Consider the following 26453-nt stretch of genomic DNA (forward strand, 5'->3'; position numbering starts at 1 on the left):
GGCGTTCTGCTTGACCGTCGAGGTGAGTTCTTCCATCGAGGCGGCCGTCTGCTCCAGCGAGCTGGCTTGCTCTTCGGTGCGCGAGGACAGGTCCTGGTTGCCCGAGGCGATCTGGCTGGACGCCGTGGCGATCGTGTCGGTGCCCTGGCGCACTTCGCCGACCACTTTCGCCAGGCTGGAATTCATGTTCTTCAGGGCCTGCATCAACTGGCCCGTCTCATCGGCGGACTGCACCTCGATGCGCGAACTCAGGTCGCCAGCCGCCACGGTCTCCGCCACCTTCACGGCCTGGCGCAGGGGGCGCACGATGCTGCGCGTGGTGAAGAACGCGAAGGTGGCGCCCGCCAGCAGCGTGAGCACGGTCAGCAGCACGCCCAGTTGCAGGCTGCGCGCGTTGGCTCGGTCGATGGCCTGGCTCATGTCGTCGATGGCCTTGCGTTCCATCGCCAGCAGCGCGAGCACGCCGCTCTCGTAGGCCTTGGCGGCGGGCGTGAAGGTCTCGTCGAAGGCGCGAGCCGCCTCCGATGTGCCGCCGCCCCCGGCCTTGGCCTTCGTCACCAGGTCCTTGGCGGCCTGGTACTTGGCACGCTTGGCCACGATGTCCTTGAACGCGGCCTTCTCTTCGTCGGTGATCAGCAGCGCTTCGACCTTCTTGATGGTCTCGCTGCCCTTCGTCACGCTGTCGGCGATGACGTCCTTGAAGACCACCGGCAGCGTCTCGTCCGTGGTGCGGGAGATCATCGCGGTCCGTGCGATGGCCGAGTAGGTCAGCACGTACCAGTCGGAGATGAGTCGCTCCTTGGCGAGCGGGCTCTGCATCATGACCCGCGTGGCCTCTGCGTTGCGGAGGGCGCTGACCAGCGAAAAGGCCGCGGCAACGACGGTCAATCCGAGCACGATGGCGAAGCCGAGGGCAAGCCGCGTACCGATGCGGAGATTGCGAAGGGAGGTCATGGCGGGGTCCGGTCTTGGGGTGGGTCTGGGGCGCAGGAAAGCGCCGTCGTCTTCAGGCGGCGGCGGCTTCCACGAGGCCCATCTCTTCGCTGGACATGAGACGGTCGATGTCCACCAGGATCAGCATCCGCTCTTCCAGCGTGCCCAGGCCGATCAGGTAGTCGGTGTCCAGGGTCGAGCCCATCTCGGGGGCCGGCTTGATCTGCTCGGCGCTCAGCGTGATCACGTCCGACACGCTGTCGACCACCATGCCCACCACGCGGCCGCCGATGTTCAGCACGATCACCACGGTGAACTGGTCGTAGCTCGGCTCGCCCAGGTCGAACTTGATGCGCATGTCGATGATCGGCACGATGATCCCGCGCAGGTTCACGACGCCCTTGATGTAGGCCGGCGCGTTGGCGATGCGGGTCACGGCGTCGTAGCCGCGCAGTTCCTGCACCTTCTGGATGTCGATGCCGTATTCCTCGTCACCGAGCGTGAACGAGAGGAACTCGAGCGGCTTGTCCGCCGCGCGGCTGGCGCCCGGCATGTCGGCCGGCTTGGAGGTGGGGGTCGATTTCGTGAGCATGGGATGCGCCTCTCTCAGTTGAAAAGAATCAGTTCACTCGGGTGGGTGGGTCATTTGGCGATGGCCGGTCGACCCGCGGGACGGGAAGAAATGCGGGGTGCGGCCGGAGGGCCTCGGCGGTCGCTGCCGCGCGTGGCGGGCTTCGACGCCGTCGCGTCGAGGTTGAAGACGTACACCGCCTCGACCAGGCCGCCCGCCTGTACGTTCAGAGCGGTCGCCGCAGCGGCCGACTCCTCGACCAGGGCCGCGTTCTGCTGCGTGACCTGGTCCATCTGCGTGATCGCCTGGTTGACCTGTTCGATGCCCTGCGTCTGTTCGTGGCTCGCCGCGCTGATCTCGCCCATGATGTCGGTCACCCGGCGCACGCTCGCCACGATCTCTTCCATCGTCTGGCCGGCCTCGCTCACCAGCGCGCTGCCGGCCTCGACCTTGTGCACCGAGTCGTCGATGAGCGCCTTGATCTCCTTGGCCGCGGCGGCCGAGCGCTGCGCCAGGCTGCGCACTTCCGAAGCCACCACCGCAAAGCCGCGGCCCTGCTCGCCGGCGCGTGCCGCTTCCACCGCCGCGTTCAGCGCCAGGATGTTGGTCTGGAAGGCGATGCCGTCGATGACGGAAATGATGTCGACGATCTTCTTGCTCGATGCATTGATCGAGCTCATCGTGTCGACCACCTGACCGACCACGCTGCCGCCGCGCACAGCCACTTCCGAGGCCGAGACGGCCAGTTGATTCGCCTGGCGCGCGTTGTCCGCGTTCTGCTTGACGGTCGAGGTGAGTTCTTCCATCGACGCGGCGGTCTCTTCCAGCGAACTGGCCTGCTGCTCGGTGCGCGAAGAGAGGTCCTGGTTGCCCGAGGCGATCTGGCCCGATGCGGAGGTCACGCCGTAGGCACTGGCGCTGACGTCGGCGACGATGCCGAACAGGTTGGCGCTCATCTGGTTGAGCGCGGTCAGCAGATCCTTGGTCTCGTCCTCGGGATGGATCGCGAACTTCACCAGGACGCCGCTGGCGATCGTGCGGGCCACCTCGACCGCATCGTCGAGCGGTCCGAACACCGTGCGATCCAGGAAGAAGCCCAACCCGACCCAGCTCAGCGCCGAGGCGATGGAGAACGCTGCCATGATCGTCGGCCAGGCGCCCGCGCCACCCGCTGCGGCCGACAGCGACCACCACCCTGCCCCGCCGAACGCCAGCGTGAAGAGGGCCGCTATCGCCGTGGCCGCCCACAGGCGGCGGCGCACCGGCACCCGGCGCAGCGCGGCCAGCGGCTGGGCCCAGACCGGCCGCAACACGTCGCCGTGGCGCAGCACGAGCTTCTGACCGGTGCCTTCTCGAATCCTGCGATACAGCGCCTCGGCGGCCTCGACCTGCGCGCGCTCCGGCCGGCTGCGCACCGACATGTAGCCCACGGTCGTGCCGTTGCGGCGGATGGGCGTGACGCTGGCATGCACCCAGTAGAAGTCGCCGTTCGCGCGGCGGTTCTTGATCACGCCGGTCCAGGGCAAGCCTTCGTCGAGCGTTTGCCACAGGTCGGCGAAGGCCTCCGGCGGCATGTCGGGATGCCGCACGATGTTGTGGGCCTTGCCCATCAGGGCTTCGACCGAGAAACCGCTCGCTTCCACGAAGGTCGGATTCACGTAGGTGATGCGGCCTTTGAGGTCGGTGCGAGAGACCAGTGCAGCGCCGGGGGGCAGCAGGTACTCGACGGCGGTGGTGGGGAGGTTGACGCGCATGAATTTGTCTCTTGGAATGAAAACGGTGCGATGGTGATCAGCGCTGAGCCCCGTGGGAGACGTCGAGCTGGAAGACACTGACGACCTGCGACAGGCTGCCAGCCTGCTCCTGCAGCGAACCGGCCGCTGCGGCGGCTTCTTCGACCAACGCTGCGTTCTGCTGCGTGACCTGGTCCATTTGCGTGATCGCCTGGTTGATCTGCTCGATGCCCTGCGTCTGCTCGTGGCTCGCCGCACTGATCTCGCCCATGATGTCGGTCACCCGGCGAACGCTCGCCACGATCTCTTCCATCGTCTGGCCCGCTTCGGCCACCTGGTGGCTGCCCGCCTCGACCTTGCTCACCGAGTCGTCGATCAGGCCCTTGATTTCCTTGGCCGCTGCGGCCGAGCGTTGCGCCAGGCTGCGCACTTCCGAGGCGACCACCGCAAACCCACGGCCCTGCTCGCCGGCGCGTGCCGCTTCCACCGCGGCGTTCAAGGCCAGGATGTTGGTCTGGAAGGCGATGCCGTCGATGACGGAAATGATGTCGACGATCTTCTTGCTCGATGCATTGATCGAGCTCATCGTGTCGACCACCTGACCGACCACGCTGCCGCCGCGCACAGCCACTTCCGAGGCCGAGACGGCCAGTTGATTCGCCTGGCGCGCGTTGTCCGCGTTCTGCTTGACGGTCGAGGTGAGTTCTTCCATCGACGCAGCCGTCTCTTCCAGCGAGCTGGCCTGCTGCTCGGTGCGCGAGGACAGGTCCTGGTTGCCCGAGGCGATCTGGCTCGAGGCCGTGGCCATCGTGTCGGTGCCCTGGCGCACTTCGCCGACCACCTTGGCGAGGCTGTCGTTCATGCCCTTGAGCGCCGTGAGCAGTTGGCCGACCTCGTCGCGCGAATCGGCAACCATGCGGCTGCTCAGGTCGCCGGCGGCCACCCTCTCGGCCAGTTCGACCGCACCGCGCATCGGGCGCACGATGCCGACGGTGAGCCACCAGGCGCACACGGCGCCGACCAGCACCGCCAGGGCGGACAGGAGGCCCAGCAGCTGGACGGCGCTGTCATGGTCGCGCTGGATCTCTTTGGCCATCGTGTCGATCTGCACGCGCTGCGCGTCGGCGATCGCCTGCACCGCCTTCTGGTAGACGACCAGCGCCGCCTGGTACTGGGTGTCCGCGAGCTTGGCGGCGCCTTCGCGGTCACCGGCCGCCTTCAGCTGGTTGATGCCGGCCAGGTGCTCCAGCACGCGCTTTCGCGCATCGGCCACGGCCAGGAAGAGCTGGCGTTCTTCCGGTGCGGTGAGCAGCTTTTCCATCTGCTGCTGGACCGGGTTGATGGACGCCACGCCCGCCGTCAGGCTCTTCTTGAAATAGGCTTCGTTCTCGGGATCGGTGGCCTTGGCCATCCCGAAGGAGTGGACAATGCTGGGGCCGAGCAGGTTGGCCCACTGGTTGGCCAGGCGCTCCTTGACCAGCGCCTCTTCGACCATCCTGGCGGTGGAATCCGCGACCGCATTCAGCCGGACCATGCCCACGCCTGCGATCAGCACCATCAGCAGCAGCATGACGGCGAAACCACCACCCAGGCGGGTACCGATTTTCAGATCTCGCAGATTCATGACGCTCTACCTTGCAGAAAAAACGTGAAGACGGTCGTGTGGAGCCAGCCGGGCAACTCGCCGCATGCGGCGGCGCACTCCGGCCACCTCCGGTTATCGGCAGCGAAAGCAAAAGTTAAAGTCCTCGCCGCCAGATTTTTCAGGCAGTGGCCGGCGCCAGCCGGAAGACGCTGACCGCCTGGGAGAGGCTGCCGGCCTGGTCCTGCAGCGAGGCGGCAGCCGCCGCGGCCTCTTCCACCAGCGCCGCGTTCTGCTGCGTGACCTGGTCCATCTGGCTGATGGCCTGGTTGATCTGCTCGATGCCCAGCGTCTGTTCATGGCTGGCCGACGAGATCTCGCCCATGATGTCGGTCACGCGGCGCACGCTCGCGACGATCTCGTCCATGGTCCGGCCCGCCTCGGACACCTGCGCGCTGCCGGCGCCCACCTTGCCCACCGAGTCGTCGATGAGCAGCTTGATCTCCTTGGCCGCTGCGGCCGAGCGCTGCGCCAGGCTGCGCACTTCGGAAGCGACGACCGCGAAGCCGCGGCCCTGCTCACCGGCACGCGCCGCTTCCACCGCCGCGTTCAACGCCAGGATGTTGGTCTGGAAGGCGATGCCGTCGATCACCGCGATGATGTCGACGATCTTGAGGCTCGACGCATTGATCGCGCTCATGGTGCTCACCACCTGGCTGACCACGCTGCCGCCGCGCACGGCCACTTCCGACGCCGAGGCTGCGAGCTGGTTGGCCTGGCGGGCGTTGTCGGCGTTCTGCTTGACCGTGCTGGTCAACTCTTCCATCGACGCCGCCGTCTCTTCCAGCGAGCTGGCCTGCTCTTCGGTGCGCGAGGACAGGTCCTGGTTGCCCGAGGCGATCTGGCTCGACGCCGTGGCCATCGTGTCGGTGCCGTGGCGCACATCGCCGACGATCTTGACCAGGTTCCGGTTCATCTCGTTGAGGGCCTGCAGCAGCTGGCCGACTTCATCGGTCGAGTCGACCTCCGCCTCCTGGGTGAGATCACCCCCGGCCACCGACTGCGCCACGTTGAGGGCACGCCCCAGGGGCCGGGTGATGCCACGGGTCAGCCACCAGGCCAGCGCCGCGCCGAGGGCCAGCGCGGCAAAGGTGAGGCTGATGAGGCCGATACGGCCCGAGCGATAGAGCGCGTCGATGCCCGCCGCGGTGCGGTCGATCTCGCTTTGCTGGTGCGCCAGCATGGCCTGGATGCTGCCGTCGTAGCCCGACAGCATGGGCACCAGGCGGGCGTCGGTGATCTGGCCGGCCTCGTCCTGTTTGCCTTCGGCCTTGAGCTTGAGGATGGCGTTGCGCAGGTCGATGTACTCGGTGCGCCGGCGCTTGATGTCGGCGCTCAGCGCCTCTTCTTCCGGCGTCTCGAGCATCGCTTCGAGCTTCTTCTGCGTCTCGGAGATCAGCTTGCTGGTCCGGCCGATGTTCTCCTGCAGGTAGGCCTGCACCGCGGCGTCGTTGCTCTTGACCAGGGCGAAGGTCCGCACGCTGTTGTTGCTGGTCGCCTGCAGCCAGCTGGCGGCCAGGCGTTCCTTGGCCAGCGAGCGCTGCGCCATCCGTTCCGTGCCGTCACCCACACGCTGCAGGCCCATCACGCCGATGGCCGCGATCACCGCCGCCAGCGCCAGCACCAGCGCGAAGCCGGTGCCCAGGCGTGTTCCGATTTTCCAGTTCTTCATATGTCTCTCGTTCTAGGGTTGGGTCGGACGCGGCTCAGGTGGCCAGTTGTTCGATGAGGCCCAGCTCCTCGCTGGACATGAGGCGGTCGATGTCGACCAGGATCAGCATCCGCGTGTCCAGGGTGCCCAGGCCGATGATGTAGTCGGTGTCCAGCGCCGAGCCCATCTCGGGCGCCGGCTTGATCTGCTCGGCGCCGAGCGTGATCACGTCCGACACGCTGTCGACCACCATGCCCACCACGCGGCCGCCGATGTTCAGCACGATCACCACGGTGAACTCGTCGTAGCGCGGCTCGCCCAGGTTGAACTTGATGCGCATGTCGATGATCGGCACGATGATCCCGCGCAGGTTCACGACGCCCTTGATGTGAGCCGGTGCGTTGGCGATGCAGGTCACCGTGTCGTAGCCGCGCAGCTCCTGCACGCGCTGGATGTCGATGCCGTATTCCTCTTGCCCGAGCGTGAAGGTCACGACCTCGAGCCGCCCGTCGGCCGGGATGGCGATCGCCTGGTTCGGCCGGTGGAGTACTTCTGCCATGGGTGTCTTTCGGTGGTCTGTGCGCGGGGGATTCAGGGAGAGGTACCAGGCCGGCAGCGCCGGGCGTTCAGCCGAACTTCTGCATGATGCGAACCAGCTTGTGGCCGTAGTCGGGGTCGGTGGCGTAGCCGGCGCGCTGCAGGCCATGGGCCGCCGCGGCCGGGTCGCCGGTGCTCAGCACGTCGGCGTAGCGCGGGTTGCGCGTCATGAACTTGGCGTAGTCGGCAAAGGCCTCGTCGTAGGAGCCGTAGGCGCGGAACTTGGCGCGCACCTTCTGCGGCTCGCCGTCCACGTACTCGGTGGTCATGGTCTCGACGACCGGGCCCTTCCAGCTGCGGTCGGCCTTGATGCCGAACAGGTTGAAGCTCTGGGTGCCGTCGTCGCCGCGGATCTCGCGCTTGCCCCAGCCCGACTCCAGCGCGGCCTGCGCCAGGATCAGCGGTGCGGGAACGCCGCTCGCCGCGCTGGCGGATTGGGCCGAGCTGCCCATGCGGGCGACGAAGTCGTCGACCTTGCCTTGCAGCGACGGGTTGTCGCCACCGGAGCCGCCACGGTCGCCGTTGACGCGGTAGAGGTTCAGGTCGGCACCACCGGCACGTGGCCCGGGTGACGAGCCGATCGGGATGCCTGCGTTTTCCTTCAGCGGGAACGACACCAGGCGGTCGAGGGCGAAGCCCTTCGACGTGCCACCGGTGGCATCGGCCTCGGCGTTGCCGCCCGCGCGCTGCAGCTGCGTCAGCATGGCTTCGGCCAGCCCGAGTCCGCGGCCGGACAGGTTCTGCGACAGCTGCTGGTCGAGCATCGAGCGGTAGACCTTCTCGTTCTGCCCGTCGATCAGGCCGCTCGAGGGCGAGGCCTCGCGCATGCTCTTGAGCACCATGTTCATGAACATCGCCTCGAACTGCCGGGAGACCTGCTTGAGGCCCTCTTCCGGCGACGTGCGGACGGTGTGGCGCAGGGCGTCGACGCCCTGCACATCGAGCGAGAAGCGCTGGTCGAGCGCACCGCTGCGGGCGGCATCGCCGCCGCCCCAGGAATTGGCTGCCGTGATGGCCATCACGCGTCCTCAGATGATCTCGAGCTCGGCGCGCAGGGCACCGGCCGACTTCATGGCCTGGAGGATCGAAACCAGGTCCTGCGGGTTGGCACCCAGGCTGTTCAGGCCCTTGACCACGTCGGCCAGCGAAGCGCCGCCCTTGACCATCTGCAGCGCGCCGCCGCCCTGGTTGACCGAGATCTGCGAGGTCTGCGCGGCCACCGTCTGGCCGCCCGAGAAGGCGCCCGGCTGGCTCACCACCGGCTCGGTGTTGATCACGACCGACAGGTTGCCGTGCGCCACGGCGCAGTCCTGCACCCGCACGTTCTGGTTCATCACCACGGAGCCGGTGCGGGCGTTCACCACCACGCGGGCCGTGGCCTGCGATGGCGTGACATCGATGGCTTCGAGCCGCGCGAGGAAACCGACGCGCGCCTCGGGCATCGGCGCACGCACCACGATCACGCGCGCGTCCTGCGCATCGGCCGTGCCGGCGCCGAACTCGCGGTTGATGGCATCGGCCGCGGCCTTGGCCGTGCCGAAGTCGGAACGGTTGAGCTCGACCGACAGCGTGCTGTCGCCGCCGAGCGGCGCCTCGACGGCACGCTCGACCAGGCCCCCGGCCGGAATGCGGCCGGAGCCGAGCTGGTTGATCTGCACCTTGCTGCCATTGGCCGAGGCGCCTGCGCCACCGACCACCATGTTGCCCTGCGCCAGTGCATAGGTCTGGCCATCGACGCCCTTGAGCGGCGTCAGCAGCAGCGTGCCGCCGCGCAGGCTCTTGGCATTGCCCATCGATGAGACGGTCACGTCGATGGCCTGGCCCGGCCGCGCGAAGGCCGGCAGCGTGGCGGTGACCATCACCGCCGCGACGTTCTTGAGCTGCATGTTCACGCCCTGCGGGATCGTGATGCCCAGCTGCTGCAGCATGTTGTTCAGGCTCTGCACCGTGAACGGCGTCTGCGTGGTCTGGTCGCCCGTGCCGTCCAGGCCGACCATCAGGCCGTAGCCGATCAGCTGGTTGTCGCGCACGCCCTGGATGCTCGCGAGTTCCTTCAGCCGCTCGGCGTGGGCAGGCACGCCCAGCGCCGCGGCGCACAGTGCCACGAGGCCGAGGATTGAACGCAAAGTTCGCGAGGTATGCATGGGGAGTTGCTTTCTGTTCTGAAGAAGAGCCATCAGAAAGGCATGACGTTCAAGAAGAAGCGCTGCATCCAGCCCATGTGCTGGGCCTCGTCGATGTAGCCCTTGGCCGTGTATTCGATGCGGGCGTCGGCCACCAGCGTCGACGGCACGGTGTTGGTGCCAGAGACGGTGCGCGGATTCACCACGCCCGAGAAGCGGATGAACTCCGTGCCCTGGTTGATGCCCATCTGCTTCTCGCCGCTCACCAGCAGGTTGCCGTTGGGCATGACGTCGGTCACGGTCACGGTGATCACGCCGTTGAAGGTGTTGTTGGCGTTGGCGCCGCCCTGCGCCTGAAGCGTGTTGGTGCCGGCCAGGTTGGTGTCCTGGCCGTTGAGCAGCGAGCCGATCAGCTTCGGAATGCCGCCGGCGAAGGTGCCGGTGGTGCTGCCGTTGCGGCTGGCGTTGGCGCCCGAGTTCTTGCTGGCGTTGACACGCTCGCTGATGACGACGGTAAGGATGTCGCCGACGTTGCGCGGCCGGCGGTCTTCGAACAGCGCGTTGGCGCCGGGGCCGTCTCGGAAGATGGCGCCCGTGGGCCGGCGCGCCGTTGCCGATGCGTAGGTGTCGGCGCGTGCGGTCATGGGCTGGTGCACCAGCGGCTCGCGCGGAATCTGCGCGCAGCCCGCCCCCACGACGGCCAGCAGCACCAGCAGGAGGCGCGATGCAGGCGATGCAGGCGCTGCGGGCGCAGCGACACCGCGTGCGGGAAGAATGGGACTGCGCATGGTCATCACAGCTGGGCGAGCTTGGCCAGCATCTGGTCCGAGGTCTGCACGGCCTTGCTGTTGATCTCGTAGGCGCGCTGCGTGGCGATCATGTTCACCAGTTCCTCGACCACGTTCACGTTCGAGGCCTCGACATAGCCCTGCGTCAGGATGCCGGCGCCTTCGAGACCGGGGACCACCACGTTGGCGGCACCCGACGCGTCGGTTTCGGTGTAGAGGTTCTCGCCCATGCTCTGCAGGCCGGTCGGGTTCAGGAAGGTCGCCAGCTGCAGCTGGCCGACCTGCACCGTCGCGGTGGAGCCGGCCTGCGTCACCGACACCGTGCCGTCGCGGGCGACGGTGATGCTGGTGGCGTTCTGCGGGATGGTGATCTGCGGCTGGATCTGGAAGCCGCTGGCGGTCACGAGCTGGCCTTCGGCGTTGGTCTGGAACGAACCGTCGCGGGTATAGGACGTGGTGCCGTCGGGCATCAGCACCTGGAAGAAGCCGCCGCCGTTGATGGCCACGTCCTTCGGGTTGTCGGTCTTGGTCAGGTTGCCTTGCGAGTGCAGGCGCTCGGTGGCGACCACGCGCACGCCGGTGCCCAGCTGCAGGCCCGAAGGCAGGCGCGTCTGGTCGGAGGTCTGGCCGCCGACCTGGCGCATGTTCTGGTACATCAGGTCTTCGAACACGGCGCGGCTGCGCTTGAAGCCGGTGGTGCCGACGTTGGCCAGGTTGTTGGAGACGACGTCGAGCTGCGTCTGTTGCGCATCGAGGCCGGTCTTGGCGATATAGAGGGAACGGATCATGGGAAATACTCCTGTGGAACGGCGTCGTGGACTAGGCCTCGGGGCTTGGGCTCAGCCGCTTAGCCGTACGCCAGCAACTTGTTGGCGGATTGCGCGTTGGTGTCGGCGGTCGTGATGGACTTCATCTGCATCTCGAAGCTGCGGGCGTTGGCGATCATGGCCACCATGGCCTCGACCGGATTCACGTTGCTGCCCTCGAACACGCCGCTCATGACCGTGACGGCCGGGTCGGCGTCCGCCGGTTGCAGGCCCTCGCGCATGCGGAACAGGCCGTCGTCGCCGCGAACGAGGTCGGTGGACGGCGGGTTCACCAGCTTGAGACGGCCGACCTCGGCCACGCCCACGGTCGGGTCGCCCGCGCCGCGCGCCGCGATCACGCCGGTGCTGCCCACCGTGGCGGTCGCGCCCGGCGGGATCACCAGCGCGCCGTTCTCGCCGACCACCGGGCGTCCGCCCATGGTCGTGAGCTGGCCGTCGGCCGCCACCTGCAGATTGCCCACGCGGGTGTAGGCCTCGCCGGTGGCGGTCTGCACCACCAACCAGCCGTCACCCTTGACCGCCACGTCGAGTTCGCGGCCGGTCTCGGTGATCGGGCCGGTGCTGAAGTCGGCACCGGGCGTGGTGGCGACCACGAAGGCGCGCGTCTGCGCTTCCTCGCCGACCACCGGCACCGCGCGAAACGCATTGACCTGGGCGCGGAACCCAGGGGTCGAGACATTCGCCATGTTGTTGGCGACCGAGGCCTGTTGTTCCATGGCCTGCTTGGCGCCGCTCATCGCGACATACAGCATTCGATCCACTGGGTGCTCCTGAAAAGGTGACGAAGGAAGGCGAGGCTTGCGCGTCAGCGGATGTTGATCAGCGTCTGCATGATCTGGTCCTGCGTCTTCACCGTCTGCGCATTGGCCTGGTAGGTGCGCTGCGCCACGATCAGGTTGACCAGCTCGGAGGTCAGGTCGACGTTGGAGGCTTCGAGTGCACCCGAGGCCAGCGAGCCCTGCTTGCTCCCCTTGCCCGGCACGCCGGTGAGCGCCGCGCCCGAGGCCTGCGTTTCGCCCCAGACGTTTTCACCCATCGGCTCCAGGCCGTTCGGGTTGGCGAAGGAGCTCAGGACCACCTGGCCAAGCAGATTGCTTTGCTCGTTCGAGTAGGTGCCGGTGATGGTGCCGTCGGGGTTGATCGAGAAGGCCGTCAGCGTGCCCGAGGTGTAGCCGTCTTGCGCGAGCTTGCGGATCTCGTTCACGTTGCCGAACTGGGTCGTGCCGGTCAGGTCGACCGCCGCGGTCAGCGGCAACGAGCCGTTGCCGAAGGCCAGCGGGCCGACGTTGAACGTGCCGCCCGCGGGCGTAAGCATGTTGCCGTTGCCGTCGAAGGTGTAGTTGGCCATCGGGACCGGCGGCGTGGCCGTGGAGATCGGCGCGCCGTCGATCGTGCCGTAGACGCTCCAGGCGCCGGCGCCGGTCTTGACGAAGTAGGCGCCCAGCTCGTGCGGGTTGCCCAGCGAGTCGTAGATCGGGCCCAGCGCGTTGGAGTAGTTGAAGGTGTCCGAATCGGTCGCGTTGAACGGCGTCTTGGTCGGCACCGCGAGGCGCGAGTCGAGGTTGAACCCAGCATCGATGCTGGTGGTCGCCTTCGGTGCCATGGAAGCGTTCGGGATCTGGATCGGTGCCGGCGTGCCGCCGTTGATGGTGCCGGTGGCCGACACGCCGTAGCCCGTCAGCTGCAGACCGGCCGCGTTGACGAGGTAGCCGGCGTTGTCGCGGGTGAACTGGCCGTTGCGCGAGTACATGACCTCACCGCTCGGGCTGGCCAGGCGGTAGAAGCCATCGCCGTTCAGGATGGCGACGTCCAGCGGACGGCTGCTGCTCTGCGTCACGCCCTGGGTGAAGTTCTGCGTCACGCTCGCGACCGAGGCGCCGAGACCGACACGCGAGCCGGCATACACGTCCTGGAAGGTGGCCGCCGCCGACTTGAAGCCGACCGTGCCGGAGTTGGCGATGTTGTTGCCGATGACGTCGAGGTTCGCGGCGGCGACGGCCAGACCGCTGATGCCTTGGGAGAAAGCCATGATGAAGTCCTTGTATCAATGCAATGAGGGAACGGCGTACCGCGACGCGGCTGCCGCCGGGAGAAATGAAAGGCCTGGGTTCAGAGGAACATGCGCACGTCGGACAGGCTGATGCTCTTGCCCGTCGAGAGGTCGAGCGTCACGCCGTTGGCGCCCTGCTTGACCGCAGCCACCTGGGTGAACGTGAGCGCCTCCGCCTTGACGGCGGCGCCCGCGCCGGTCGCCGCCACGCTGAACTGGTAGTTGCCTGCGGCGACCACTTCGCCCGCATCGTTCTTGCCGTCCCACTTGACGCCGTTGGCGCCTTCGGGGAGCGCGCCGAGTTCCATCGTGCGGACCTTGGTGCCGTTGGCGTCGGTGATGGTCACGGTCACGTCGGTGGCCCCCTTGGCCGGCAGTTCGACCGCGAAAGGCACTTCCTTGGGCGTCTTCACGCCGGTGGCCTTGTCTTCCACCATCTCGAGCGAGAGCGCGTTGCCGGGCGACAGCACGGCATAGCCGATCAGCGAGGCCGCCTGCAGCACCTGGCTGGAGCCGGTCTGATTGACCAGCCCGCTGAGCGTGGCATTGAGCTGCTCGATGCCGCTGACCGTGCTCATCTGCGCGAGCTGCGAGGTGAGCTCGGCGTTCTCCATCGGGTTGAGCGGGTCCTGGTTGTTGAGCTGGGTGACGAGCAGCTTCAGGAAGCGCTTCTCGCTGTCCGCGTTGGTCGTGCCGGAGGCGCCGGCCGCTGCGGCTGCGGATGCCGCGGCGGCGGCGGCTGCTGCCGCTGGGTCGTTGGCAACGTTGGAGGTCGAAGGAATGGCCATGGTGTGAAAGTGAGAGTGGAGAGTTACTGACCGACGGTGAGCGTCTTGACCATCAGCGTCTTGGCGGTGTTGAGCACCTCGACGTTGGCCTGATAGCTGCGGGAGGCGGAAATCATGTTGGTCATCTCTTCGACCACATTGACGTTGGGCATGGCCACATAGCCTTGCGGATTCGCATGAGGGTTCTTGGGGTCGTAGACCATCTTGGCCGGCGACGTGTCTTCGCGGATCGACGCCACCTTCACGCCGCCGACGTCGCTGCGGCCGGAGCCCGCGACCTCGAACACCACCTGCTTGGCGCGGTAGGGCTGGCCGTCGGGGCCGGCGACGCTCTCGGCGTTGGCGAGGTTGCTCGCCGTCACGTTCATGCGCTGCGACTGCGCCGTCATGGCGGAGCCCGCCACGTTGAAGATGTTCATCGAGTTGCTGGGGTAGGGCATGCGTTCTCTCCGGCGGCGGTGGCCGCGGTTATTGCTGGACCGCCGACAGCAGCGTCTTGATCTTGGCGCCGATGACCGTGAGGTTCGACTCGTAGCGCAGCGCGTTGTCGGCGAAGTTGATGCGCTCCACGTCCATCTCAACGGTGTTGCCGTCGATGCTGGACTGGTGGGGCACCCGGTAGAGCAGGTTCTGGTCGGGCATGGCCTGCGCTTCGGCGCGGATGTGGCGCGACGAGGTGACCGACATGCTCATCGACTGCGAGGCCCGGCCGCGCTCGACGGCCTCGGTCAGGCGGCTGCTGAAATCGATGTCACGCGCCTTGTAGTTGGGCGTGTCGGCGTGGGCGATGTTCGACGCCAGCACCTCCTGGCGCTGGGCGCGCAGGTTGAGTGCTTCGCGGTTGAAGTTCAAAGCTGCATCGAGCTTGTCCATCGTGTGCTTCCATGGGTTGGAGGGCATCGCTTCAGCACGAGGCGTGGCGACTGATGGAAAGCGAGTCTAGGCACGAGCCGCTTTTGCAATGGGTCGAACAAAGGGTGTTTTCGGCGTCACTTCCTCACTTCGCGGGCGGGGTCCGCTCCCTAGAATTGCTCGCATCAAGGACACCCCGCGCCCCTGTATGCGCACCGTGCTCCGCCCCATGCCATGACGCCACGCCCCCTTCTTCGCCGCTTGCTGCCCGCCACCCTCGGGCTTCTGGCCACCGTGCTCGGCACGGGCGCCGCCTGCGCCGCGGAACCGCTCCCTGGCCCGGCCATGGCCGCGATCGAACGGCTGATCGAGCGCCAGACCGCCGGCCTGCCCGGCAAGGCCACGGTGACCGCCGCCCTGCCCGGCACCGCCGAGCTGCCGGCCTGCGATGCCTTCGACGCCTTCCTGCCCACCGGCGCCGCGGCGCGCGGGCGGCTGTCGATCGGCCTGCGCTGCCGCACCGGCGCCGCGTGGACGCGCTTCGTGCCGGCCTACGTGAAGGTCGAAGGCACCTATTACGTGGCGACCCGCACCATCGAGCCCGGCGACGCCATCGGGCTGGCCGACCTCACAGCACAGACCGGCGACCTGGCCGCCCTGCCCCGCTCGGTCGTCACCAACGGCAGCGAACTGGCGGGCGCCCGCGCCACCGGCCGCATCGCCGCCGGCGCACCGCTGCGCAAAGAGCTGCTGCGCGCCCCCACGGTCATCCAGCAGGGCCAGTCGGTCCAGGTGGTGGCGCAGGGCGCCGGCTTCACTGTCAGCACCGAAGCCCGGGCCCTGACCCAGGCCGCCGCCGGCGGGGTGGCGCGGGCCAAGACCCTCGACGGACGGATGGTCACGGGCGTGGCCGACGAGGACGGCCAAATCGTCCTGTCGCAGTGAGCCGCGCGGAAAATTTCACGCCCGGCCTAAAGTTCTCGTCCAAGCTGCCGATATCTGGGTCAACCTGCTAAGGAACCATCGTGAAGATCAACCCACCCGCCCCACCGACCACGCCCCTCGCCACGGCGCCCAAGGCGAGCGCCGCTGCGGCGGCGGGCGCCGATGCAGCCGAACGAGCCAAGGAGGCTGCCTTGAAATCCGCTGCACGGGTGCGCGTCATGCCCAACCCCGCCGCCAACGGCGAATTCGACGCGGAACGCGTCGCGGCCATCCGCGAGGACATCCGCGCCGGCCGCTACCAGATCAACCCCGAAGGCATCGCCGACGGCCTGCTGGCCAGCGTGCGCGACCTGATCGACTCGAAGCCCACGCCGTGAATACCCTGCTCGCCGACCTCTGCGCCGAAATTTCCTGCCTGAAAGACTTTCTGGCCGCCTTGAACCGCGAGGAAAAGGCGATGCTCGAAGGCCGCTTTCATGACCTGGCCGCCATCACCGAGGAAAAGACCCGGCTGATGGACCGGATGGCCGAACTCGACCTGGTGCGAGAAGCCACCCAGTGCGCCCTGGGCCACCTGCCGGGCAGCGAAGGCGCCAGCGCCGCAGCCCGCGCAGCCGGCGAAGCCACCGAGCAGGCCTGGAAGAGCCTGATGCAGCTGGCCGAGGAAGCCCGCAGCGCCAACCAGCGCAACGGCTCGATGGTCTACAGCCACCTCGACTTCACCCAGCGCGCCCTGCACTTCCTGCAGGCCAGCACCGAACTCTTCTACGGCCCCGACGGCGTGCGCAAGCCCACGTCGGCGTCGCGCGGGCATATCGCCATCGGTTGAGCGGCCGCCCGACCCGCATGTCGACCACGCCCAGCCACGCTGCGCTCCCACGGCCTTCCCGGCGCAACCGGGCGTTGGCCGCTTTTCCGTGGGTGCTGCTGGCCTGCGCGCTGGCGCTGTTCGGCTTTGCCGCCTATGTCGCGCTGCGCTATGCGCAAGTGGCCTCCGGCGCTGGCGGCAGCGGTGCCGCCGCCAGCGGCCTCTGGGGGCAGTTCGGCTTCCTGATGGGCGGCATCATCGGGCCGGCCCTGGGCTTTCTGACGGTCGTGGCGCTGGCCATGACGCTGTTGATGCAACTGAACGCCGCGGCAGAAGCCCGCCGCGAGGCCGAGACGCTGCGGCAAGAGGCCGAGCAACGCGCCCGACCCGCCTTCCTGGAAGCCAAGCTGGCCGCGCTCAGCACGCTGATCAATGCGGCCAACCACGAGATCTACCGTGCGGGCGGCACCACGGTGGAACAGCGCCAGGTCTGGGACGACCGCAAGAACGCCTTCCTCGTCGAGATGGACGCGACCTTCGCCGCGCTGCGGGCGCTCGAACCGCCAGCGCCTGCCGAGCTGCCTGCCGCCGCCGGCACCACCGCACCGGCGGCCTGAGCAAAACCGCACGCATCGCGTGCACGCGATGCGGCAGCCGCCTGCAGAAATGCCGCGCCCGGCCGATACGCAGACAAGGGCCGTCGGCGGGCGATGGCCCCATCTGCCATCCGACCTCGATGAAAACTCTGAACAACCTCAAGATCGGTACCCGCATGGGTGCCGCGTTCGCCACGCTGCTGGCCCTGCTGATGCTGGTACTGGCCCTGGGCCTCGCGTCGATGCGCAGCATCGATCAGCACCTGGACAACATCTCGAACCGCATCAACGTGCGGGTCGCGGCCATCAATGCCATGCAGGGCGCGGTCCGGGACATCCTCGCCTCGGCAAGCATCGCCGTTCTTCTCACGGATGAAAAAGGCATCGCCGACGAGTTGAAGCGCGTCGTCGACGCCCGCCAGCGCTACGCGACGGCGAAGGACGCGCTGAGCCAGCGACTCGTCTCGGAAGAAGGCAAGAGCCTGATCGCCAAGATCGACGAGGCGACCGCGACCAGCAGCACACTGACCGGGCGGGTGCTCGATCTGGCGCAGAAGAACGAGAACGAGCCCGCGACGCAACTGCTGGTGAAGGAGGCCCGCCCGGCACTTCAGAAAGCCTTGGCACTGCTGGACGATTTCGCGGTGCGCGAAGCGGCCCGTAGCCAGAGCGCGACCGCAGCGGGCGACGCCGAGTACAGGAGCACCCAGACGCTGATGCTCGCCGTCGGCGGCATCGCGCTGGCGCTGGGCGCCTGGGTGGCGTGGTTCATCACCCGCTCCATCACCCGGCCGATTGGCGAAGCCATGCTGGTGGCCGAAGCCGTGGCCGCCGGCGACCTGGGCTCGCGCGTCGAGGTGCGTTCGCACGACGAAACCGGCCGGCTCATGACCGCGCTGAAGACGATGAACGAGAACCTCGCCAAGGTGGTCGGCGAAGTGCGCCACGGCACCGACACGATGGCCACGGCCTCCAGCCAGATCGCCTCGGGCAACCAGGACCTGTCTTCGCGCACCGAGCAGCAGGCCAGCTCGTTGCAGCAGACGGCAGCCTCGATGGAAGAACTGACCTCGACCGTCAAGCAGAACGCCGACAACGCACGTCAGGCGAATCAATTGGCCGTTTCCGCCTCGGAAGTGGCCGTGCGCGGCGGCAGCGTGGTCAGCCAGGTGGTCGACACCATGAGCGCAATCAACACCTCCAGCCGCAAGATCGTGGACATCATCGCGGTGATCGACGGCATCGCCTTCCAGACCAACATCCTGGCGCTGAATGCGGCGGTGGAAGCGGCACGCGCCGGCGAGCAGGGCCGCGGCTTTGCCGTGGTGGCTTCGGAAGTGCGCAGCCTGGCGCAGCGCTCGGCGGCGGCGGCCAAGGAGATCAAGGGCCTGATCGACGACTCGGTGGGCAAGGTCGAAGCCGGCAGCCACCAGGTGGCCGAGGCGGGCCAGACGATGGAAGAGATCGTGGCCAGCGTCAAGCGGGTGACCGACATCATGGGCGAGATCATGTCGGCCAGCCAGGAGCAGACCCAGGGCATCGAGCAGATCAACCAGGCCATCAGCCAGATGGACCAGGTCACGCAGCAGAACGCGGCGCTGGTGGAAGAGTCTGCGGCAGCGGCCGGTTCGCTGCAGGAGCAGGCCGCCACCCTGGTCGGTGCGGTCAGCGTCTTCAAACTGGAGGCGACGGCACACTGACGGCACCAACGACGAAGCGCGCGCCCGGCCTGAACCGGAGCGCGCGCTTCTTGTTGCTTCAAGCCGACCCGCAGGCCGGCCGTCAGCCGCCAGCGTTAGCGGTAGTAGCCGCCGTGGCGGTGGCCGCCATGGCCGCCGTGACCGCGGTAGTAGCCCGGTGCCGGACGGTAATACACCGGCGGCGGCGCGTAGTACACAGGCGCCGGGCGGTAGTACACCGGCGGTGCCGGACGGTAGTAGACCGGCGGCGGTGCGTAGTACACCGGCGGCGGCGCGTAGTACGTTGGCGCAGCCACGCCGAGCGCGACGCCGGGCACGTTGACGCCGACGGACCAGCTCACGTCACTGCGGGCGCTGGCGGCCGATGCGCCGAGCAACGCTGCGGCGGCGACGGCACCACTGGCCATCCATTTGAAGAAGGTCGAACGTGTGAGGCTCATGACGGGACTCCTGTAAAACTTTTGACGGACTCGTGATTGATTCCGCCGGTCGGGCGACTGACGCCCATGTATGCATTGAACGCGTCAGCTGTTAATCAGGTTCACTCTACTCGGTGAAGTTCGTTGCCAAAGGTAACTCATGCACCCCCGCCTCTAGAATGAACCAATGACCTCCCCAGCCGACAAAGACGCCGCCAAAGCCGGTGCCGCGCCCAGTAATTTCTTGCGCCACGTCATCGAAAACGACCTCCAGCAGAACACCTATTCTGGCCGCCAATGGGGCGGATCGCCCGGTGATGCCCAGCACCATGCCAACGGCATGGCCGACCCGGCCAAGGTGCGCATGCGCTTCCCGCCCGAACCCAACGGCTACCTGCACATCGGCCACGCGAAAAGCATCTGGCTGAACTTCGAGCTCGCCAAGGAATACGGCGGCGTGTGCCACCTGCGCTTCGACGACACCAACCCGGAGAAGGAAGAGCAGGAATACGTCGACAGCATCCGCGATGCCGTGCAATGGCTGGGCTACGAGACCTACCTGGCCGACCGCCCCAGCGCCCCGGGCACGCTGCAGCCGCACGAATACTTCGCCAGCGACTACTTCGACTTCATGTACCGCGCCGCCGAGTACCTGATCGAAGCGGGCCTCGCCTACGTCGACGAGCAGACGCCCGAAGAGATGCGCGCCAACCGCGGCGACTTCGGCAAGCCCGGCACCGACAGCCCGTTCCGCGCACGCACCGTCGAACAGAACCTCGCGCGCTTTCGCGAGATGCGCGACGGACAACTCGCAGACGGCGCCGCCATCCTGCGCGCCAAGATCGACATGGCGAGCCCCAACATCAACCTGCGCGACCCGGCGCTCTACCGCATCCGCCGGGCCACGCACCACAACACCGGCGACAAGTGGTGCATCTACCCGATGTACACCTTCGCGCACCCGATCGAAGATGCGCTGGAGCAGATCACCCATTCGTTCTGCACGCTCGAGTTCGAAGACCAGCGCCCCTTCTACGACTGGCTGCTGGACAACCTAGCCGCCGGCGGCCTCATCGCCAGCCCGCACCCGCGCCAGTACGAATTCGCGCGCCTGAACGTGACCCATGTGCTCACCAGCAAGCGCAAGCTGCGCCAGCTGGTCGAAGAAGGCCACGTCGACGGCTGGGACGACCCGCGCATGCCCACCCTCGCCGGCCTGCGCCGCCGCGGCTACACGCCCGAGGCGCTCAAGCTCTTCTGCGAACGCAGCGGCACCACCAAGTCCGCCGGCGGCTGGACCGACTACGCCGCCCTCGAAGCCGCCCTGCGCGAAACCCTCGACCCCATCGCTCCGCGCGCGATGGCCGTGCTCGACCCGGTGAAGCTCGTCATCACCAACTGGGGTGAGCTCATGGGCGGCGACGAGGTCCTCGATGATTGCAGTGCACCCGTGCACCCGCACCACCCCGAGCGCGGCGAGCGCCACTTCAAGATCGGCCGCGAGGTCTGGATCGAACGCACCGACTACGAAGACGTTCAGCCCAAGGGCTTCTTCCGCCTCTTCCCCGGCAACAAGGTGCGCCTGAAGTACGGCCACACCATCGAATGCACCGGCGCCACGCGCGACGGCGAGGGGAAGCTGATCGAAGTGCAGGCCACACTCGTCCCCGATACCAAGAGCGGCACGCCGGGCGCGGACGCGATCAAGGTGAAGGGCAACATCACCTGGGTGGCCGTGGCCGATGCAGTGGCGGCAGAGGTGCGCTTGTACGAGCGGCTGTTTGCCGAGGCACAACCCGGCAGTGGGGAATTGCTGGACGAGCTGAACAAGAACAGCTTGGTGACGTGCTCGGCGTTCGTGGAGCCTTCACTGGCGAACTCCGAAGGCGGCGCGGGGTTTCAATTCGAGCGTCATGGATACTTCTCAATAGAACAATCGGTGACCAGTGAGCGCCAATTAGTTATTACACGTAGTGTGACATTGCGCGACTCTAGCCACAAGTAACACTATTAAGGATCTCTTCATGGCGGTCTTCTCAAAAATTCTTCAAGACAATAACAAGCTGCAAGACCGCATGAACCGAAGCCGAATAAAGCTCGGAGAACTGAGGAGTCAAGCAAACAATTACGAGGCACTCCAGAATGACCGACTAAGCGTTTTTGCAGCCGGCTCTCTTGGAAGACTGGAAACCGGTGAAAAGTCAGATTTTGACGTTTTCATGATTTGCGATTCGGAAGAGCGGCGCACTTCCGGAAAATCTTCGGTATCACGACTTGAGGAGTACGAAGTTTTTTCCGCACTCATACGAATCAATGAGGACCTTAATTATCCAAAGTTTAGCGGCGACGGACGATTCCTAAAGACTTACGAGTTGCAAGACATGATTAAGGCGACCGGATCGCCTCAAGACGACAGTGAAAATCTGTTTACGGCGAGAATGCTACTGCTACTGGAGAGCCAGCCAGTCACAAACGAGGAACTTTACCAAAGAGGCACAGCCCTTGTTGTGGAAAACTATTTCAGAGATGGGTTGGGTCGAGATAATTTTCGCCCACTCTTTTTAATGAACGACCTATTAAGATACTGGCGGACGCTATGTCTAAATTATGAAGTTTACAGAAACGAACCCGAACGACCGTGGCTAAAGAAGAGTCTGAACCTAAAGTTTTCTCGCAAATTAACAATCTTCTCTACGGTTCTTAGCCTCCTTGCGGGCCGAGCTTCAGACTCATCCGCCTTTTTAGATCTCTGCAACTTAACCCCTATCGAGAGACTCGCAGATGCGCTGGACGCAATAGACGATCCAACGCTCGAAAAGGGTTTCTCAAATGCCCTAGGCACGTATGAATCTTTTCTCAAAGCTAAAGAGATCGGAAGCATTGAGTTTGAAACAACCCCTACCTTCAGAAAGCGGCATGCCGACTTGGCAGATCGATTTGGCCGCTTTCTGCATGAGGCATTTGACAGCCATCGAATCGATGGCGACCTAAGACGCTACGTCCTAATTTAAGCCAAGTGTCAACATTAATTTTTCTCGAGATCAAAGACATTCAAGCGGTCGATCTGCTAACTCGTGTCCGCTCCGCACTACTGCAGCGAACATCACGCTCGCCAATACACATCACCATCCGGGGACCGTACAAGGTACCGCCACCTGATCAGAAGCTCGGCGACATCTGGGAAATCATAGAGGGCGAAGGCGTTCTTTTGCATGGAATCGGCATATTTGAATTCCCGGACAAGCACGTCGTTTTCCTAAAAAGCCACTCCCGCGCGATTAGAAAAATCTGGTGGAAACGAGATTATCCGATAATTCGATTCGGATTCAATCCGCACATTACACTTTTCGAAGGCTCCCCTTCGGATGCGGCCGCCGTCGCCCGATTTCTACAACGCGAACAAATTGAGCTTTTTTGCAGAGAGTTCTCATTAAGCACATATCAGTCTTGGCAAGACGATTTATTTTCATCGCCGACGCGAACAATAGTCCGCTCATCCCCTCGAAAATCCAATTCCGTCCTGTCAAACCCTTATAGATGGAAATCCGGCATAGAGATACGGGCACAACAATTAATTTTGGATCTAAAAAATAATAAATCTCGTCAACTAGACCTTGACGAGGCGTAGAGAGCGCATACGGATCACCTAACACGCCTGAGCATGCCTTACGCCTCATTGACATAAGGCGCAGCCTCTCAGAGCACAGGAAAATAAATGCGAACTCGGAATTACAAGACGCCAAAGCGCGCATGTCCGAGTTGGTGAAGTCACGCGGAGCCACCCCCGAAGACATCACGGTGCACGGCAAGTCGGCGTCTTGCTCCCGCGCGCTACGTTCGACCGTTTGTTGCATGCGCGGCACGAACTATTGGTGGCGTTCATGCGGGCGCTCCCCGCCGTTAGACGCCGACCGTGTGTCCTTCGAGTGCGACAAAAGCCCAGCGCTTGAGACGGGGTCGTAAGCTATCTCATCGACCATCCTTAGCCCCTATGCCCACCCCGACCCGAACCAACGCCACCCCTCCGAAAGCACGTGCCGGCCTCGCCGGCAAAGGCCTGGCCGCCCTGGTCATCGGCGTGCTGCTCCTCACCGTCATCCCCAACATAATGCGCAGCCAGCTGGGCCCGACCATCGGCCAGGTGCTCCGTCCGGCGGGCTGGGTGGCGCTGATGCTGGGTGCGGTGATGCTGGTGCTCAACTTCTTCGTCCAGCGTTCGAACCAGGTGCCGCCCGCCGACGAGCCACAGCGGCCCGTCATGCCGAGCACCGCGCCGCTGTCGAAGAAGCTGGCCGCGCGCAAGCCGCCGGCCGCGCCGGTGGCGCCGCCGGCGCCGATCGGCGTGAAGCAGCAAGCGAGCTGGAGTCCGGTCGTGCTCGCCGATATAGAGTGGCGACGCTTCGAGGCCGTGTGCGAGGCCTTCTATGCGCAGGCGGGGCTCACGACGCGCAGCCAGTCGCACGGCGCGGACGGCGGCGTGGACATCTGGCTGGAATCGCAGCACATGGACCAGCCGCGCATCGTCCAGTGCAAGCACTGGCAGGGCAAGCCGGTGGGCGTGAAGGAGATGCGCGAATTCCTCGGCGTGATGACGGCGAACAAGCTGCGGCATGGCACCTTCGTGACGAGTTCGACCTTCACCGCCGACGCGCTGGCCTTCGCTGCCGACAACGGCATCCATGTGCAGGACGGCGCGGCGTTGCTCAAGCTGATCGGCCAGCGCACGCCGGAACAGCAGGCCGCCCTGCTCGCCGTGGCCTACGAAGGCGAGTACTGGCGGCCCACCTGTGCCAGCTGCGGCACCAAGATGGTCGAGCGCACCTCGGGCAAGTTCGCGCGGCCGTTCTGGGGCTGCGCCAACTATCCGACATGCCGCGGGCGGGCGATTCCGAAGGCGCGCAGCACCGTTTAAAAACGAGGCGCTGACGGCCGCTATCCTTGCCGAACCATTACCCCAGGAGCCCTCGCATGCAAGCCGTGTCCATCCACATCGTCGACGTCGCCAACGGCGTGGTCGCCACCGGCATGCGCGTGGACATCGCACGCCAGGACGGCGCTGCGAGCGCGCCAACGTGGACCCCGGTGGTGTCGGGCCAGGTGGGCCGCAACGGCGTGGTCGAGGGCATCGAGGGCCGCGAGCGGCTGTTCGACATCGGCGTGTACGAACTGCGCCTGCATGTCGGCGACTACTACCGCGCCCGCGGCACGGCCCTGCCCGCGCCGGCCTTCATGGACGTGCAGGTGTTCCGCTTCGGCGTCGCCGACCTCTCGCAGCACTACCACCTGCCGGTCAAGCTCACGCCCTGGGGGCTGTCGTGCTTCCGCGGCGCGGCCTGACAAGGCCCGAAGCACGGGCGGTGGGTGGCCCGCCGACGAAACAGAGTGTGTGAAGCAGGGGCCTTCATACAGTGCGATACGCAGGAGGCACTGAAGCCCGGTGGCGCGGCGAACAATGGCCCGGTCAACCCCGACCGACCACCTTCAGAGGCCCCCCATGCGCATCCGCACCAGCGTTCTCGCCCTCACCGCGGCCACGGCCGCGTGCATCGCCGCACTCACCTTCGCCGCACCGCCGACCGGCGGCAACGTACCGGCCGGCAGCGCCCGCGCCGCGCCGGAGTTCCAGCAGATCGACACCTGGCTCAACTCGCCGCCCCTGCGGCTCGACGCGCTGCGCGGCAAGGTGGTGCTGGTCGACTTCTGGACCTACACCTGCATCAACTGCCTGAACCACCTGCCCGCGGTGAAGGACTGGCATGCCCGCTACAAGGACCAGGGCCTGGTGGTGGTGGGCGTGCACACGCCGGAGTTCGCCTACGAGAAGTCGACCAAGAATGTGCGCGAGGCCATCGAGCGGCTGCACATCCAGCATGCGGTGGCGCAGGACAACAGCTACGGCACCTGGAAGGCCTTCAACAACCAGTACTGGCCGGCCATCTACCTGATCGACAAGCAGGGGAAGATCGTCTATTCGCACTTTGGCGAAGGCCGCTACGGCGAAACCGAGAAGAAGATCCAGGCCCTGCTGGCCGAGCCGGCCTCGGCCGACACGGCACCGGCAGCCACCACGTCGAAAGGCGCATGAGATGAAGAGCCTGTGGTTCGCCCTGCTCTTCCTGGCCGGCGGTTTCTCGCACGAGGTCCGCAACCCGGTCGGCTGCGAATGCATCGGCACCGCTACGCGCGGGCTTCGACCGCCGACGAAAAGACGTAGCCCTCGCTGCGAACCGTCTTGATGTAACGCGGCTCGCGCGCGTCGTCGCGCAGCCGCTGGCGCAGCCGGCTGACCAGGAGGTCGATGGAACGCTCGAACAGCTCGGCGTCACGGCCCTGCGTCATGCTCAGCAATTGGTCGCGGCTGAGCACCCGCTGCGGATGGTCGAGGAACACGCGCAGCAACCGGTATTCGGCGCCGCTGAGCGCGACCATCGTGCCGCTGGCGTCGATCAGGTGGCGGGCGATGGTGTCGACCTGCCAGTCGCCGAAGGCCAGCGTCGACGCGTCTTCGGCCGCGACGTGCATGTTGGGCGGCAGCATGCGGGTGCGGCGCAGCACCGCGCGGATGCGCGCCAGCAGCTCGCGCGCGGCAAAGGGCTTGGCCAGGTAATCGTCGGCGCCCATCTCGAGGCCGAGGATGCGGTCGGCCTCTTCGCTGCGCGCGGTGAGCATGAGGATTGGCGTGGCCTTGTACTTGCCCGCGCGCAGGTCGCGGCACAGCGTGAGCCCGTCTTCGCCCGGCAGCATCAGGTCGAGGATGATCAGGTCGAAGGGGCCCGAACTCTCCAGCGCAGCCCGCATGTGGCGGCCGGTGGGCACGCCGGTCACCCGCAGGCCGTTCTTCACCAAGTAGGTGCTGAGCAGTTCGCGGATCTCGCGGTCGTCGTCGACGATGAGCACATGGTCGGAGCTTCGGGCGGTCATGGCGTGGAGTCGTGCGTGGGCGGCATGGCAGCCGGAATGTAGCCCGGCCGCCATGCGCGTGGGAAGCGCCGGTCAGGCGACGGCGAACTCGACCTCGATGTTGCCGCGGGTCGCGTTCGAGTACGGGCAGGTCTGGTGCGCGCCTTCGACCAGCTGCCACTTCTGCGCATCGCTCAGCCCGGGCAGCGTGACGCTGAGCTTCACGGCCAGCGCGTAGGCGGCGTCGCCCGCGGTCTTGCCCAGCGAGACCTCGGCATCGACCGCCACGCCGTCGGGCACCCGGATGCCGAGCCGGCCGCCGGCCAGCTGGATGGCGCCCATGAAGCAGGCCGAATAGCCGACGCCGAACAATTGCTCGGGGTTGGTGCCGGGCTTGCCCGAGCCGGGCGGGCTGAGCTGCACGTCGAGTGCGCCGTCGCTGGATCTGCCGGCGCCGGCGCGGCCACCGGTGGTATGGGTGTGGGCGGTGTAGAGCCGGTTCTCGATCTTCAAGGTCATGGTGACTTCCT

The 26453-nt window shown here is 66.2% G+C and carries 29 protein-coding genes; 11 read left to right on the forward strand and 18 right to left on the reverse strand.

Annotated elements, in window-relative coordinates:
* The 15 genes from QTH86_RS22645 to flgB form a co-directional block, all read right to left on the reverse strand.
* Nucleotides 1–954, reverse strand: a 954-nt coding sequence (locus QTH86_RS22645; RefSeq protein ID WP_286648423.1) for a methyl-accepting chemotaxis protein, incomplete at its 3' end; no start/stop codon positions are given.
* A 52-nt stretch (nt 955–1006) separates the two neighbouring features.
* Entirely contained in the window at nt 1007–1486 is a 480-nt protein-coding gene (locus QTH86_RS22650) for a chemotaxis protein CheW (protein WP_286649107.1), read from the reverse strand.
* Nucleotides 1487–1575: 89 nt separating this feature from the next.
* Nucleotides 1576–3258: a methyl-accepting chemotaxis protein gene (locus tag QTH86_RS22655; protein ID WP_286648424.1), complete on the reverse strand. Its 1683-nt coding sequence runs from the start codon at nt 3256–3258 to the stop codon at nt 1576–1578.
* Nucleotides 3259–3295: 37 nt separating this feature from the next.
* The gene (locus QTH86_RS22660) at nt 3296–4861 is read right to left on the reverse strand and encodes a methyl-accepting chemotaxis protein (protein WP_286648425.1); all 1566 of its coding nucleotides are present in this window, start codon (nt 4859–4861) and stop codon (nt 3296–3298) included.
* Nucleotides 4862–5000: 139 nt separating this feature from the next.
* Entirely contained in the window at nt 5001–6551 is a 1551-nt protein-coding gene (locus QTH86_RS22665; protein ID WP_286648426.1) for a methyl-accepting chemotaxis protein, read from the reverse strand.
* A gap of 34 nt (nt 6552–6585) precedes the next feature.
* Entirely contained in the window at nt 6586–7089 is a 504-nt protein-coding gene (locus QTH86_RS22670; RefSeq protein WP_286648427.1) for a chemotaxis protein CheW, read from the reverse strand.
* Between the two features lie 67 nt (nt 7090–7156).
* On the reverse strand, nt 7157–8146 hold the full coding sequence (flgJ, locus tag QTH86_RS22675) for a flagellar assembly peptidoglycan hydrolase FlgJ (protein WP_286648428.1): 990 nt from the start codon (nt 8144–8146) through the stop codon (nt 7157–7159).
* A 9-nt stretch (nt 8147–8155) separates the two neighbouring features.
* The gene (locus QTH86_RS22680; RefSeq protein ID WP_444814044.1) at nt 8156–9304 is read right to left on the reverse strand and encodes a flagellar basal body P-ring protein FlgI; all 1149 of its coding nucleotides are present in this window, start codon (nt 9302–9304) and stop codon (nt 8156–8158) included.
* Nucleotides 9304–10044 (reverse strand): flagellar basal body L-ring protein FlgH, encoded by a 741-nt coding sequence (locus tag QTH86_RS22685; RefSeq protein ID WP_444814045.1) that lies wholly within the window; start codon nt 10042–10044, stop codon nt 9304–9306. The genes QTH86_RS22680 and QTH86_RS22685 overlap by 1 nt, the downstream gene beginning before the upstream one ends.
* A complete protein-coding gene (flgG, locus tag QTH86_RS22690) occupies nt 10044–10826 on the reverse strand; it encodes a flagellar basal-body rod protein FlgG (RefSeq protein WP_286648431.1) in 783 nt (260 codons plus the stop codon). Before flgG ends, QTH86_RS22685 begins: the two co-directional genes overlap by 1 nt.
* A 59-nt stretch (nt 10827–10885) precedes the next feature.
* On the reverse strand, nt 10886–11626 hold the full coding sequence (gene flgF / locus QTH86_RS22695; protein ID WP_286648432.1) for a flagellar basal-body rod protein FlgF: 741 nt from the start codon (nt 11624–11626) through the stop codon (nt 10886–10888).
* Between the two features lie 44 nt (nt 11627–11670).
* Nucleotides 11671–12894, reverse strand: coding sequence for a flagellar hook protein FlgE (flgE, locus tag QTH86_RS22700; RefSeq protein WP_286648433.1), 1224 nt, complete (start codon nt 12892–12894; stop codon nt 11671–11673).
* Between the two features lie 80 nt (nt 12895–12974).
* Entirely contained in the window at nt 12975–13703 is a 729-nt protein-coding gene (locus QTH86_RS22705; protein ID WP_286648434.1) for a flagellar hook assembly protein FlgD, read from the reverse strand.
* Between the two features lie 23 nt (nt 13704–13726).
* Nucleotides 13727–14143 (reverse strand): flagellar basal body rod protein FlgC, encoded by a 417-nt coding sequence (gene flgC / locus QTH86_RS22710; RefSeq protein WP_286648435.1) that lies wholly within the window; start codon nt 14141–14143, stop codon nt 13727–13729.
* Between the two features lie 28 nt (nt 14144–14171).
* On the reverse strand, nt 14172–14576 hold the full coding sequence (flgB, locus tag QTH86_RS22715) for a flagellar basal body rod protein FlgB (protein WP_286649108.1): 405 nt from the start codon (nt 14574–14576) through the stop codon (nt 14172–14174).
* A gap of 213 nt (nt 14577–14789) precedes the next feature.
* Between flgB and flgA the strand changes: the two genes are divergently transcribed.
* The 5 genes from flgA (at nt 14790) to QTH86_RS22740 (ending at nt 18604) form a co-directional block, all read left to right on the forward strand.
* Complete coding sequence (flgA, locus tag QTH86_RS22720; protein WP_286648436.1) at nt 14790–15500, forward strand: flagellar basal body P-ring formation chaperone FlgA; 711 nt, start codon at nt 14790–14792, stop codon at nt 15498–15500.
* An 80-nt stretch (nt 15501–15580) separates the two neighbouring features.
* The gene (gene flgM / locus QTH86_RS22725) at nt 15581–15877 is read left to right on the forward strand and encodes a flagellar biosynthesis anti-sigma factor FlgM (RefSeq protein WP_286648437.1); all 297 of its coding nucleotides are present in this window, start codon (nt 15581–15583) and stop codon (nt 15875–15877) included.
* Complete coding sequence (locus QTH86_RS22730; RefSeq protein ID WP_286648438.1) at nt 15874–16329, forward strand: flagella synthesis protein FlgN; 456 nt, start codon at nt 15874–15876, stop codon at nt 16327–16329. Before flgM ends, QTH86_RS22730 begins: the two co-directional genes overlap by 4 nt.
* 17 nt (nt 16330–16346) lie before the next feature.
* Nucleotides 16347–16925, forward strand: a complete 579-nt coding sequence (locus tag QTH86_RS22735; RefSeq protein WP_286648439.1) for a hypothetical protein — start codon at nt 16347–16349, stop codon at nt 16923–16925.
* Between the two features lie 119 nt (nt 16926–17044).
* Nucleotides 17045–18604, forward strand: a complete 1560-nt coding sequence (locus QTH86_RS22740) for a methyl-accepting chemotaxis protein (protein ID WP_286648440.1) — start codon at nt 17045–17047, stop codon at nt 18602–18604.
* A 95-nt stretch (nt 18605–18699) separates the two neighbouring features.
* Here QTH86_RS22740 and QTH86_RS22745 read toward each other — a convergent pair whose 3' ends face one another.
* Nucleotides 18700–19044, reverse strand: a complete 345-nt coding sequence (locus QTH86_RS22745; RefSeq protein WP_286648441.1) for a hypothetical protein — start codon at nt 19042–19044, stop codon at nt 18700–18702.
* Between the two features lie 166 nt (nt 19045–19210).
* On the opposite strand from QTH86_RS22745, the gene QTH86_RS22750 reads away from it, so the two are divergent.
* The 6 genes from QTH86_RS22750 to QTH86_RS22775 all read left to right on the forward strand — a co-directional run bounded on the left by QTH86_RS22750 (nt 19211) and on the right by QTH86_RS22775 (nt 25108).
* Entirely contained in the window at nt 19211–21028 is a 1818-nt protein-coding gene (locus QTH86_RS22750) for a glutamine--tRNA ligase/YqeY domain fusion protein (RefSeq protein ID WP_286648442.1), read from the forward strand.
* 19 nt (nt 21029–21047) lie between these two features.
* The gene (locus QTH86_RS22755; RefSeq protein ID WP_286648443.1) at nt 21048–22034 is read left to right on the forward strand and encodes a hypothetical protein; all 987 of its coding nucleotides are present in this window, start codon (nt 21048–21050) and stop codon (nt 22032–22034) included.
* Between the two features lie 5 nt (nt 22035–22039).
* On the forward strand, nt 22040–22651 hold the full coding sequence (locus QTH86_RS22760; RefSeq protein WP_286649424.1) for a 2'-5' RNA ligase family protein: 612 nt from the start codon (nt 22040–22042) through the stop codon (nt 22649–22651).
* 363 nt (nt 22652–23014) lie between these two features.
* A complete protein-coding gene (locus QTH86_RS22765; RefSeq protein ID WP_286648444.1) occupies nt 23015–23935 on the forward strand; it encodes a restriction endonuclease in 921 nt (306 codons plus the stop codon).
* 56 nt (nt 23936–23991) lie between these two features.
* Nucleotides 23992–24360, forward strand: a complete 369-nt coding sequence (locus QTH86_RS22770; RefSeq protein ID WP_286648445.1) for a hydroxyisourate hydrolase — start codon at nt 23992–23994, stop codon at nt 24358–24360.
* 157 nt (nt 24361–24517) lie between these two features.
* Nucleotides 24518–25108, forward strand: a complete 591-nt coding sequence (locus QTH86_RS22775; RefSeq protein ID WP_286648446.1) for a thioredoxin family protein — start codon at nt 24518–24520, stop codon at nt 25106–25108.
* A 92-nt stretch (nt 25109–25200) separates the two neighbouring features.
* On the opposite strand, the gene QTH86_RS22780 is transcribed toward QTH86_RS22775, so the two are convergent.
* A complete protein-coding gene (locus QTH86_RS22780) occupies nt 25201–25944 on the reverse strand; it encodes a response regulator (RefSeq protein ID WP_286648447.1) in 744 nt (247 codons plus the stop codon).
* Nucleotides 25945–26016: 72 nt separating this feature from the next.
* The gene (locus tag QTH86_RS22785; protein WP_286648448.1) at nt 26017–26442 is read right to left on the reverse strand and encodes an organic hydroperoxide resistance protein; all 426 of its coding nucleotides are present in this window, start codon (nt 26440–26442) and stop codon (nt 26017–26019) included.
* Nucleotides 26443–26453 lie beyond the last annotated feature (11 nt).

This window comes from Variovorax sp. J2L1-78 (assembly GCF_030317205.1).
GTDB classification, from domain to species: Bacteria; Pseudomonadota; Gammaproteobacteria; order Burkholderiales; family Burkholderiaceae_C; genus Variovorax; species Variovorax arabinosiphilus.

What these genes read in the sequence shown, in the direction of transcription:
- flgJ (WP_286648428.1), bottom strand. Translation starts at nt 8,146, where the DNA reads ATGGCCATCACGGCAGCCAATTCCTGGGGCGGCGGCGATGCCGCCCGC.
- QTH86_RS22780 (WP_286648447.1), bottom strand. Translation starts at nt 25,944, where the DNA reads ATGACCGCCCGAAGCTCCGACCATGTGCTCATCGTCGACGACGACCGC.
- QTH86_RS22655 (WP_286648424.1), bottom strand. Translation starts at nt 3,258, where the DNA reads ATGCGCGTCAACCTCCCCACCACCGCCGTCGAGTACCTGCTGCCCCCC.
- QTH86_RS22745 (WP_286648441.1), bottom strand. Translation starts at nt 19,044, where the DNA reads ATGAGCCTCACACGTTCGACCTTCTTCAAATGGATGGCCAGTGGTGCC.
- QTH86_RS22755 (WP_286648443.1), top strand. Translation starts at nt 21,048, where the DNA reads ATGGCGGTCTTCTCAAAAATTCTTCAAGACAATAACAAGCTGCAAGAC.
- QTH86_RS22785 (WP_286648448.1), bottom strand. Translation starts at nt 26,442, where the DNA reads ATGACCTTGAAGATCGAGAACCGGCTCTACACCGCCCACACCCATACC.
- flgA (WP_286648436.1), top strand. Translation starts at nt 14,790, where the DNA reads ATGACGCCACGCCCCCTTCTTCGCCGCTTGCTGCCCGCCACCCTCGGG.
- QTH86_RS22770 (WP_286648445.1), top strand. Translation starts at nt 23,992, where the DNA reads ATGCAAGCCGTGTCCATCCACATCGTCGACGTCGCCAACGGCGTGGTC.
- QTH86_RS22750 (WP_286648442.1), top strand. Translation starts at nt 19,211, where the DNA reads ATGACCTCCCCAGCCGACAAAGACGCCGCCAAAGCCGGTGCCGCGCCC.
- flgB (WP_286649108.1), bottom strand. Translation starts at nt 14,576, where the DNA reads ATGGACAAGCTCGATGCAGCTTTGAACTTCAACCGCGAAGCACTCAAC.
- flgG (WP_286648431.1), bottom strand. Translation starts at nt 10,826, where the DNA reads ATGATCCGTTCCCTCTATATCGCCAAGACCGGCCTCGATGCGCAACAG.
- flgC (WP_286648435.1), bottom strand. Translation starts at nt 14,143, where the DNA reads ATGCCCTACCCCAGCAACTCGATGAACATCTTCAACGTGGCGGGCTCC.
- QTH86_RS22735 (WP_286648439.1), top strand. Translation starts at nt 16,347, where the DNA reads ATGTCGACCACGCCCAGCCACGCTGCGCTCCCACGGCCTTCCCGGCGC.
- QTH86_RS22775 (WP_286648446.1), top strand. Translation starts at nt 24,518, where the DNA reads ATGCGCATCCGCACCAGCGTTCTCGCCCTCACCGCGGCCACGGCCGCG.
- QTH86_RS22765 (WP_286648444.1), top strand. Translation starts at nt 23,015, where the DNA reads ATGCCCACCCCGACCCGAACCAACGCCACCCCTCCGAAAGCACGTGCC.
- QTH86_RS22670 (WP_286648427.1), bottom strand. Translation starts at nt 7,089, where the DNA reads ATGGCAGAAGTACTCCACCGGCCGAACCAGGCGATCGCCATCCCGGCC.
- QTH86_RS22705 (WP_286648434.1), bottom strand. Translation starts at nt 13,703, where the DNA reads ATGGCCATTCCTTCGACCTCCAACGTTGCCAACGACCCAGCGGCAGCA.
- flgE (WP_286648433.1), bottom strand. Translation starts at nt 12,894, where the DNA reads ATGGCTTTCTCCCAAGGCATCAGCGGTCTGGCCGTCGCCGCCGCGAAC.
- QTH86_RS22740 (WP_286648440.1), top strand. Translation starts at nt 17,045, where the DNA reads ATGAAAACTCTGAACAACCTCAAGATCGGTACCCGCATGGGTGCCGCG.
- QTH86_RS22650 (WP_286649107.1), bottom strand. Translation starts at nt 1,486, where the DNA reads ATGCCGGGCGCCAGCCGCGCGGCGGACAAGCCGCTCGAGTTCCTCTCG.
- QTH86_RS22680 (WP_444814044.1), bottom strand. Translation starts at nt 9,304, where the DNA reads ATGGCTCTTCTTCAGAACAGAAAGCAACTCCCCATGCATACCTCGCGA.
- QTH86_RS22685 (WP_444814045.1), bottom strand. Translation starts at nt 10,044, where the DNA reads ATGACCATGCGCAGTCCCATTCTTCCCGCACGCGGTGTCGCTGCGCCC.
- QTH86_RS22660 (WP_286648425.1), bottom strand. Translation starts at nt 4,861, where the DNA reads ATGAATCTGCGAGATCTGAAAATCGGTACCCGCCTGGGTGGTGGTTTC.
- QTH86_RS22665 (WP_286648426.1), bottom strand. Translation starts at nt 6,551, where the DNA reads ATGAAGAACTGGAAAATCGGAACACGCCTGGGCACCGGCTTCGCGCTG.